Raw genomic sequence first — 10,149 nt, 5'->3', positions numbered from 1 at the left:
GGTGGCGCTCCTATAGAAGTCATCAAACAGTACGTTCAGCAGCAGAGAACACCGCATTAGTCGGCTATCGCCGACGAGCTTACATCCCCGCACTCAAAGTACGGGGTTTTACGCTCAACCGATAACGAGGAGAATAAATCACTTTCGATCCGCTTAACCACTCTGGTCACTGAGCAATACTATGCCCTTCAAGGGTCGTTCGAACCATATCAGCGGCCGAATCTGAACGGTCATCAATCCGGTTGTAATCCTCAAGCAGACTGACAGTATCCTGTACAATGAATAGAACAATCACGGCCAGCTCAAGAAATTGATGGGCCGGTATCGGCAGACTGAAATCAACCTCTTCCGTTACACCACTACCCAATCTGTTAGTCAGGCCAACGGTACTGCTTCCCACGGCGACCAGTGCCGATGTCACTTTATAACCGGTCTGAAGAAACATGGACTGTGCTCTGAAATAGAGCCTTCTGAAGAGTTCATAAGCCCAGATTTCCTTATACTTGATAGAAATGTATCCCAGTTTGGTAATACAACCCGCCTGAAAGCTGACCGCTTCAACGATGATACTGGTGGATTGATTAACAGACCGATACTTTTTTCTAGATTGCAGCTCCGTGTCACTGCGGACTAAATTCCCCAACCAGTTGCCCACTGGACTCAATACCAGATTTCCAAACAGCAGTGTTGCAATAACCCAACCTGCCCGATAATGCTGAGTGGTTAACATATAGGCTGCCAGCATGGGTAGCCCTAACACCGTCAGATCTTCAAAAAAGTCGTCTCTGGAGTATTCCCAGAAATAATAGAATTGTTCAGAAGGACGGGTCACGACATCCTCCCTGAGTTTATCGAGAAACGACTGGGGAATTTTTTCTTTTGCCTGGTGGTCCGACCGCATAATAAAACAGCGCCCTTCCCTTTCCGTATTATCCGGGCAGTAAGCCAGCAAAAATCTGGGGTGCCTGGCCTCAGCAATGATTCTGGCAATCGGCTTGAAGTCATTGCACTTCAGTAAAGTCTGATTGACCCCCTCTTCCATGACACACTGCTCTTTATGAGTTCTTTCCAGAACCGCAACCAGATCACTGGAATGGTCAGCGACTGCCTGCATGTCATAGGCCCAAATAAAAAAAACGAATGGAAACGACAGAAGCGCATTTTTCACTGAATGGTTGCATCGGCTTTTTTTAAGGGGAGCAGCTGTAGAGCAAACCTTAAATCAGGCTGCATAAAAGCCATTGAAAGCAGAGTATAGAGTAAGCGCGGAGATACAGAGGGGATATTCAAAAAGAGTGGCTGGCATGAGCGGCCAGCCACTTGAGAGGTTCACATCAGGGCAAAAAGGCCCAGTACGATGGCAATCCCCCCCACAATAAAGCAATAGTAGGCTTTACCACTGTGATCATCTATCGGGTCAGAAACGGCTTCCACAGACACCTGAACAGTAGGCTCAATGTCAGAAGTTGTCTCTTCTACTGGCGTTTCACCACCAAACAGTGCCAAAACATCACGGGCTGACTGAGCTTTTAGCAACTGCTCACGAAATTCATCCTCAACCAGTGAAGAAGTCAGTTCCGTAAGCACTTCCATATGGGTTGAACCCGCTTCTGCCGGAGGAATGGCCAGCAGAAAAATCATTTTGACCGGCTCATCGCCGTCCAGACCCTGCCACTGCAGATCTTCTTTGACAAACGCTGCAGCAAAAACCGCTTCTTTCACGGCCTCAGACTTACCATGTGGAACAGCAAGCTCTTCACCCAATGCGGTAGGTCCTTCATTCTCACGTTTTATGACCGCATCAAAAAAAGCTTTCTGATCACTCAGCTTGCCTTCATCAGCCAGCATCTGGGTCATTCTGGTGATGGCATCGATACGATTTTCAAACACCGCATCAACGAGAATCAGGTTTTCAGAGGTTAAATTGGCCAGATTCATAATGCATGACTTCCTGAATTAAATCTTTACCCAGATAAACTGGTAGGGTTCCAGAGTGAATTCACGATCCACTCCCTGGCCAGATACCAGGTCGATACCGTCATTGCCCAGTGCAACAGTCTGGTCTTCACCGCTCAAATTAACAGCAAACGCGATGCTTTCCAGATCTTCTCCACGCTGCAGGCCAAAGACGGCCTTGCCCAGATCCAAGACTTTCTGGGCACTGTCTGGTGAAAAAGCTTTCTGAGACTGGCGAATACCCAAAAGGCGGATCATTTCATGGTAAATCGTGGATTTCAGGCTGCCTTGTGTAGCCAGCTCTTCCATCAGCGGGTCAATATCAAGTTTTTCACGGTTAATCCGGCGGTTAATACCGGAAGTTTCCATACCTTCCATATCATTTTCACTGCCCAGTAAGCTGTGATAATAGATAGCGGGTACCCCGATAAACGACAACAAAATGGATTGGGCTGCCAGAAACTTTCGCGCTTTGGTTGCGACATCGTCATCCGGTTCAGTCAAAGCACTGAGGTAATTGATATTCAGTTCATAAGGTGACTGACTGCCATCGGTATTGGCTTTGAAGTTCACCTTCCCGCTTTTCCTGAAAGTTTCCGACACCAGATACTCACGTTCACTGTCGCTCAAAATACCTTCTGTCGGACGAACGCCAATGCCATCATGACTGGCCAGGAAATTAAAGAACGTCGTTTTGGAAGCTCTGAAATCCGCAGCCATAGCTTCACGGGTAAGATCAGTCGCCCACTTCGTCAGGGTTGAACTGTCTTCGCGCAGGAAAGCATGCAGTGTCAGAGGTGGCAGAGGGAACTGATAGACCATGTGAGCTTCATCCCCCTGACCGAAGTAAGAGATGTTCTCTTGATGGGGAACATTGGTTTCAGTCATCAACAAAGTGCCTTCCGCCACTTCGTCCAACACCAGACGCCAGAGTTTAATAATCTCATGAGCCTGTGGCAGATGGATGCAGCGGGTGTTCAACACTTTCCAGATAAAGCCAATGGCATCCAAGCGAATTGAGCGACCACCATTGGCCGCATACATCATCAGGATATCAAGGCTTTCCAGCAGGATTTCAGGCGCGGCAAAATTAATATCAACCTGGTCTTCACTGAATGTGGTCCAGACATTCACTTCACTGCCATCCGCTTTAGTGAACGGTGTCAGCAACGGTAAAGTTCTGGGACGAGTAACGGAGGAGTAATCCGCTTTTGGATCAGCGTCGACAAAATAGTTCTGGTACTTTTCTTCACCTGCCAGAAACCCTTGAAACCAGTCACTGCTCCTGGAAATATGGTTGATGACGCAGTCGTACATCAGATCAAACTGTTCAGCCAGTGCATTCAGCTCTTGCCAGTCACCCAGTTCCGGATTCACCTTCCGATAATCTACGACACTGAAACCATCATCGGACGTATAGGGAAACATGGGCAGAATATGAATATTACTGATCGCGTCCTTCAAATAACGGTCAGCAAACTGCTTCATGGTCTTTAGAGTGGGTTCACCCTCTTTCTGTATGCTGTCACCATAGGTAATCAGATAACTGGTGGTTTCATCGACCCAGGACTGGTTGGAAGGGAATTTCCCCCGCCATTTTTCTACCAGCAAAAGAATATCTTCAGTAATAGCCCCTGCCCGCTCTTCACCATAGAGCAGAGCCACCTTTTCGCTAATCTTTTCAGCTAACATCTATCACTTCTTCTCTTTTCAAACGCTCAGGGCGGATTGATCGATGACGAGTTTAAGGTCCAGACTGTTCATGGGTTTGCAGACAGCTCCGGGATTTTCTATCGGCTGTTCGCAGTAGTTCACTACCGATACATCGGCAAATTCATTGAACTGGGCCAGATCCACTGCCACGTCGGCATCACCGGCATTGAACAATCTCAACAGCAGGGTGTGCTCATCATTGAGAGAATGGGAAATACTGGAGACTTCCAGATCTTCCTGAATACTGACCAGACTGAACTCTCGTGACAGTACTTTTTGATCAAAACTGACCTGGAATCGTTCCAGACGGTTTTCAAAACTGTTCAGTCCCTGCTTCTGATAAGCGAAAGGACGGCTCAGGTAGTCAGACTCCAGTTCACGGATCGTTTTATGGCTGGCATTCTGAGTCATGGCCAGGGCAAAACTGAATTGCATGGATTTCTGCAACTGAGCATCGGGGGTATGAACAACGGTATTGTTGATACCTGAGGCGCGGCCAGGTCTCCAGGCCAGATCATCATTTCCCAGAACACCGACCGACTTGAACAGTGTGAGAGCCACTTTATTGAAGCCATCTTCCTGTGCTTCCAACACCTGAAACTCTTTTAAACCCCGGCCATTTAATACCAGAGCTTTGTCAGACTGCCCCAGAGCAACAGCACCTTCAGTGGTTTCAATATCAACCGGAGCTTCACGATAACGGGTTTCCCAGCCTGCTTCTGGCTGATTTGCCACTGTCCGGTTAATAACACCAAACGGCAGAGTGCTGATTGATTGTCCAGTCGTAATGTCTGAATTCACTAACAAACGAACCCGGTGGTCTTTCACCTGATTCAGGGTTTCAATATCAACCGAAAGCTGACAGCCACCTTTTTCGAGACTCAGCTTTAGATTAAAAGCCATCTGGGCATTCAGTTCGCCCTGCATGCGCTCATTCATATCACTGGGCACGGCCATTTTCAGAGCCAGACTCATGCTCTGAGTTGTTTCACCTTGATGGGTTTCCAGCCACTCAAACCCTTCTGAAAAAATCGCCTGGTCGCCTCGTAAGGGCGAGAAGTCATAGGAATCACCCTCGTCAGCGACATTTTCAAACTGGAAAAGCTCTGATATCTCACGACCTGTGAGCTTGTCCTTTAGAGAAAGCTGCCCGTTATCGAGTGACAGGGAATAACGCTCATTTTCAATCTGCTGATGATCGACTGACTTTTGCTCTGACAACTTTTCAGCAGCTGCAACTGAATAAATCCGATAGCCCATGGCAGGCAGCTGCTCAACTTCAGCCTTCAGAACAAATCGGTAGTATGGAGGAACGGGGACCTCCTTTTCTCCATCTTTGGTGACCTCAATCACCTTGCCACCGTCCAGAGTTTCTCTGTGAATGACTTCAACAGGAACTACCTGATCTTTGTACAGCAGCTGAACAGAAGCCTGTTTACTGAACACCACGAGATCCACCACCCCACTGTAAGGCTTGACCTGACTGTTAAAGACCATCACTTCCGATTCAGCACAGACCTGTGCCGCCATTTCCTTGATGATCAGGTTGTACAGACCGTGACAAATTTCTTCAGCCTGTTTCAGACGGTGCATGATGTCGGCATTGGTGGCATCACTGTTACAGCCCCCCATGCTGTCATGAGCGTGGCACTCAATAATCTTCTTCCAGGCAATATCAATCAGCTGGGTGTGGACTCGAATGCCACTGGCTTTAGCCATAGCCATGACGGGCTCAAGCTTTTTCAGTAGAAACTGCTCAATGTCAAAATTCAGTTTCTTGATGTCGTAACGGACTGAACCAATGGTCTTGTGGATACGGGCATAGCGTGGTGTTTTAAATTCACCGACAAAAGTTTCAAACCCTTCCTCCTGACCTCTCAAATAGTCGACATAAGCTTCCATGGAAGAAATCTGATAAACGTCGTCTGCAGGAGAACGCTCTGTTGCCACGCTGAGGGTTTCAGGCAGGCTGGAATCAATATTGACCTGATCCCCACCAGAAGGAATCAGTACTTCATCCAATCCGGACAGTGCCTTGATCTTCTCAACCATCGGAAAGATCTTTTTATCCAGATGCTCGGGGTCAGCCACCATGTTTTTGGCTGCACCATAGCCGTGTACCAGATTACAGGCGATGATGTTGTCCCCCCCCCCCCAGAGAGGTCCAGGTAAAGTTGGACTTATCTATCTGCTCATCGAAATCAATCCCGCGCCAGAAAATGATGTTATCGATGCCACAGCCTTTAAACAGGGTTGGCATCTGGGCGTTATGACCAAAGGTATCCGGCAGGTAACCCACCTTCATACTGTGTCCCAGGCTCTCAGCGATATGCATCCCGTACTTGAGGTTACGGATAATGGATTCGCCCGCCACATTAAAGCTGTCGGTCTGGGTATACCAGGGACCAATATACAGTTTGTTGTCCGCCACCAGCTTTGCCATGCGATCGTGCATATGAGGCAGGATTTTCAGGTAATCTTCGACGATGGATGACTGCCCATCCAGATGGTAAACACTGTACCGGGATTCAGTTTCCAGTGTTTCAATGACTTTGGTGAAGTTGTAAGTTGCCAGAACATCGCTGTCCTGCTGAGTGAAATACCACTCACGATCCCAGTGCGTATGGGGAAGCACATGGACTTTAGCCATAGGGAACTCTCTCGATCTAATCTCAGGTGTTTGCAGGCGGCTTTATCATTGTCCAGGTGCAGCCTGCTCGCAGTATTCAATGAATGCTTTCAGTTAACGATCAGGCGTGGCTTTCCACCGGCTTGCTGCAGAACAGCAATGCGATAGCAATAAACAGGGAGCCCACTAGAACAGAGAGGGTGTAGCTCACCGGATCAGAGGAAAGGAACCAACCCCAGACAGCAGGCAGTGGCAGGCTCTGCCAAACATCCAGTAATACAGCGACCTGTGTCCCGATAATGGCACCAAGAATCATCTTGGGATTTTTGAGAATGAAGGGAATCGTACCTTCAGAAATACCAATCAAGCCCAGCATCAGGGAAGTTTTTCCTACCGTCTGCTCTTCATTGCTAAAGACACGGGGACGAAAGCGACCATCCAGCAAAGCAGCAATGCCTACACCAATAGGAGGAATAACAATACCCAGCTCACGGGCAATCAGGTCAAAAGTTTCGCTCATGCCATTAAGGCCCAGGGCGACAGAACCCGCTGCTTTGTTGACCGGACCTCCCAGGTCAAAAGCGGTACCCGCTGCAATCACCATGGAATAGATACCACGACCGGCATCACCCGCCTGAGTAAACAGTTCGACCATGGCCAGATTAAGGGCACCGAATATCGGGTTGATGACGTATTCCATGGTCAGGACATCACCACACCACTGACCAGAGGAACCAGCAACATGGTTTTCAGGGTGGTCAGCTCAGTCTTCACCTTAATGGTGTTATTTAGATAACGCACCAGATAACCCACCAGGAAACCGATAGCGATAGCACCGAAAAATCCGGAAGGGGCCCACTGTTCTATATCAAAAAAGCGCTTATACACTTCGTCTGACATCACACCGCCAATAAAGGCAGGAATCAGAGCGGGTTTACCTGCAATGGAAAAAGCCACATAGGCGGCAAAGATCGGGTACATGAACTTGATGGTCATGAATCCGAGCATGTCCAGGGTTTGAAATGGCGTTCCCTGAATATCAATAAACTCACCGGTAATTTTCGCTACCGCCATCAAACCGTTCTTCATCCGCAATGGGAACATCGACAGCCAGCACCACAGCATCGGCAGATGCAATATCCTGCGCAGACAGCCGGTTTTTCACTCCGTCACTGCCCTGGGTTTCTACCTTGACTTCATAACCTTGCTTTTCAGCCCAGGTCTGAATCTTTTTTGCCGCCATGAAGGTGTGTGCAATGCCTGTAGGACAGGCTGTTACAGCAACCAGTTTTTTCTTTGCCATGGTTCCATAACCCACGCGATTAATGATGCAAATACAGCCACACAAGATCTACTTCCAAACCCAGTATCAGGCAGGGCTGCATTTCAGGCTCAAGGCTGTTTAAGATTGCCATGGAGTATAAAAAGAGCGAGTAAAGACGGGATAAGGTTTTGTGGTACTAGTGGTGTATCGTGATACTCACATTTGAACCGGCATACTTGTTTCATCATAGAGACCTAGGCAGAAACACCTAAAGATTAATAAATAAACCCATACACCCTTCCATTTTTAAACTAGCTTGAACACTTCCTGATCTTACGAAACTAAGTGATATTGAGCCGTGAGGAACTCTTTGAAGATGAAGTGTCATGATCTCTTGCAGTCAGTCCGAAACTCAGCTCAGCTGGTCCTACCAATATTCATACTATTTAGTCCTTATGCTGTTTCACAACTGACCCTTTGTGAGGAGTACGGCCAAAGAGTCGATGAAGCCAACTCAGAAATGTACCAGGGTGGGGCTTACAGTAAACTGGTGGACGGTAAATGTGTGATTACTGTGCTGCCAAACAGTCAGCTCAAGAAAAAAGTCACACTGTGGGATGCGAAGCTGCCTATCGTTCTGAAACCTTCCCGGGTAACGAATCAGGAAACGGCTGCAGCCGAGGGCCGACAAGAAGTGGATGTCTCCTTTATCACCCCCTCCATCACGGAGCCTTCCTCTAAAAAAGCCATTTTTTATCCGGTGTACTCTCCCAGAGCTGGAGAGGATCACGATCCGGATGATTCACCTCTGGAACCTACTATTTCAGCGGCTCCACATTTTGAGGATGAGGTGTTACTGGAACTTCCTGCCAGCATAGTCGTTGAAAATGGTTTTATTATTGACCGCTCTCAACTCAAACCCACCAGCAGTGGCTGCTACCATTCGGGCCTGGCCTTGTTTGGAGCTCTGATTTCAGGGGACGTTTCAGGTGTCAGCTTCTCGGATGCCGGGGTTGCAGCGTGTAATCAGTTTTATATGGGAAGACCTGATTTCACGGCACCTGCCAACAAGTTTCGACAAGCGCCCAAGAATAAAGGTGGCAGTGGCAGCGGTGGTGGTGGAGCCGGAGGCACCAAAGGCAAGAGTAAAAATGGTGGAAGCCTCACTCAAAAAGGAGGAACCCATGGAAAACCTCCCAAAGGTGGAGCCACCTCTGGAGGGAATGGTGGAGGAAGAGAACCCCGGAAAAATATTGATGCTATTAAAAGTCAATTTGATGGTGACGAATTCAAAAGTATCGCGGGTGCAATCAAGGCGCTATATGCTAATAAGGCCGCTGGAAAGTCAACCCCCAACAACAGATCCTCCATAGCTCAAATCAATCAGGGTTGGGGTAAACTCACAGATAAAGAACAACAAGCACTGAGAGGAACCCATGAATTTCAAAATATCAAAAGAATGCTCAGTGTAAGCTGATCACAACTCGGCAGGGATGCTGTTTTGAAGAACGTTGCGATCAACGCTGATATATTTCATGGATTGAACGAACTACTATTATCGACCCTGAGTTTTACAGCGCTTCAGCCACCATGAAATCCTTCCAGGGTACCGAACGAATCATTTACGAATACATACTCAATCATGTGAATGACCTGGGAGATATTTCGGCCAAACAGATTGCCGCTATTGCCCACAGTAACACTACCTCTGTGAATCGTGTCTGCAAGAAAATGGGGTATGCCAGTTATACTGAGCTGCGCTACTCTTTGCCCCATGATCTCAGGGAAGACAGCGATTTTTCAGAAGCTGACACAGCAAAAAATAAAACCATAGAAAAAATGACTCAGGCCATGAAAAAGGTCAGAGTCGTTTACCTGTATGCCCGGGGCGGCTCTATTGTCAGTGTCAGCTATCTCTCCCGTTTTCTTTCCATTGCCAACATTCCACATCTGGTCATTACTGATATTCACCAGCTCGCCCTGGCCAGTGAAGGCCTGGTTCTGCTGATCAGTAAATCGGGAGAAACCCAGGCAGTTATAGATCTTGCCCATAATGCCAAACGAAAGGGCATGAAAGTCTTTGCTATCAGCAAAGATGATTCATCACTCAGTCATGTCAGTGACTTTAATATTAATCTGAACGAGCCTATCAGCGGCCTGTCTCTCTACAAGAGGGAAAGCCAACTTCGTATTCTTGAGATCATAGATCAGGTGGGCTGCCAGCTGCTGAGTAGTTGAAAAGCTGGAACAGGTTCCGGCATTAAGTCATGCAGTAAAGCCCAGGGCACTGGAAAACAAAGATTTCTGTTTAAATCCATAGCAGGATAACTATCACTCGATTCTGCAGTTTTTAGCGTTTGACGAAGGAAGATTCTTGTGGACTGCGGAACCAGTCTACTACTGTGACTCTTGTGCCAAGCCTAGCGAGGTACAATCAACATCACAGCAGCAGGCTGGCAGTGTAACATGGCCCTTGAATACATCACCGTCAAGTGTCGCCTGTGTTGATCCGTTCACTTTCTGTTGTCACCGAATTTCTCGACGCCTTGAGTGATTCATTAACATCCATCAAGCCTGCAGCTCGACT

The 10,149-nt window shown here is 47.8% G+C and carries 10 protein-coding genes; 2 read left to right on the top strand and 8 right to left on the bottom strand.

Annotated elements, in window-relative coordinates:
* Nucleotides 1–166: 166 nt before the first annotated feature.
* The 8 genes from ACR2PX_RS05255 to ACR2PX_RS05220 all read right to left on the bottom strand — a co-directional run bounded on the left by ACR2PX_RS05255 (nucleotide 167) and on the right by ACR2PX_RS05220 (nucleotide 7,601).
* Nucleotides 167–1,114, bottom strand: coding sequence for a hypothetical protein (locus ACR2PX_RS05255; protein ID WP_433998316.1), 948 nt, complete (start codon nucleotides 1,112–1,114; stop codon nucleotides 167–169).
* Nucleotides 1,115–1,329: 215 nt separating this feature from the next.
* On the bottom strand, nucleotides 1,330–1,938 hold the full coding sequence (locus ACR2PX_RS05250; RefSeq protein ID WP_433998315.1) for a fructose PTS transporter subunit IIA: 609 nt from the start codon (nucleotides 1,936–1,938) through the stop codon (nucleotides 1,330–1,332).
* Nucleotides 1,939–1,956: 18 nt separating this feature from the next.
* A complete protein-coding gene (locus tag ACR2PX_RS05245) occupies nucleotides 1,957–3,648 on the bottom strand; it encodes a sugar phosphorylase (protein ID WP_433998314.1) in 1,692 nt (563 codons plus the stop codon).
* Nucleotides 3,649–3,666: 18 nt separating this feature from the next.
* Entirely contained in the window at nucleotides 3,667–5,763 is a 2,097-nt protein-coding gene (locus ACR2PX_RS05240; protein ID WP_433998313.1) for a glycoside hydrolase family 38 C-terminal domain-containing protein, read from the bottom strand.
* 31 nt (nucleotides 5,764–5,794) lie between these two features.
* Nucleotides 5,795–6,319, bottom strand: a complete 525-nt coding sequence (locus ACR2PX_RS05235) for a hypothetical protein (protein WP_433998312.1) — start codon at nucleotides 6,317–6,319, stop codon at nucleotides 5,795–5,797.
* A 100-nt stretch (nucleotides 6,320–6,419) separates the two neighbouring features.
* A complete protein-coding gene (locus ACR2PX_RS05230; protein WP_433998310.1) occupies nucleotides 6,420–6,998 on the bottom strand; it encodes a hypothetical protein in 579 nt (192 codons plus the stop codon).
* Nucleotides 6,999–7,000: 2 nt separating this feature from the next.
* Nucleotides 7,001–7,372, bottom strand: a complete 372-nt coding sequence (locus tag ACR2PX_RS05225; protein ID WP_433998309.1) for a PTS transporter subunit EIIC — start codon at nucleotides 7,370–7,372, stop codon at nucleotides 7,001–7,003.
* Nucleotides 7,347–7,601, bottom strand: a complete 255-nt coding sequence (locus ACR2PX_RS05220; protein WP_433998308.1) for a PTS fructose transporter subunit IIB — start codon at nucleotides 7,599–7,601, stop codon at nucleotides 7,347–7,349. The genes ACR2PX_RS05225 and ACR2PX_RS05220 overlap by 26 nt, the downstream gene beginning before the upstream one ends.
* A gap of 481 nt (nucleotides 7,602–8,082) precedes the next feature.
* On the opposite strand from ACR2PX_RS05220, the gene ACR2PX_RS05215 reads away from it, so the two are divergent.
* Nucleotides 8,083–9,039 (top strand): hypothetical protein, encoded by a 957-nt coding sequence (locus tag ACR2PX_RS05215; protein WP_433998307.1) that lies wholly within the window; start codon nucleotides 8,083–8,085, stop codon nucleotides 9,037–9,039.
* A gap of 113 nt (nucleotides 9,040–9,152) precedes the next feature.
* Nucleotides 9,153–9,800, top strand: a complete 648-nt coding sequence (locus tag ACR2PX_RS05210) for a MurR/RpiR family transcriptional regulator (RefSeq protein ID WP_433998306.1) — start codon at nucleotides 9,153–9,155, stop codon at nucleotides 9,798–9,800.
* Nucleotides 9,801–10,149 lie beyond the last annotated feature (349 nt).

Origin of the sequence: Endozoicomonas sp. (assembly GCF_051008435.1) — a bacterium.
Classification (GTDB): domain Bacteria; phylum Pseudomonadota; class Gammaproteobacteria; order Pseudomonadales; family Endozoicomonadaceae; genus Endozoicomonas_A.
The sequence above is the reverse complement of the archived record's forward strand: the minus strand, read 5'-3'. Positions and strand labels throughout refer to the sequence as shown.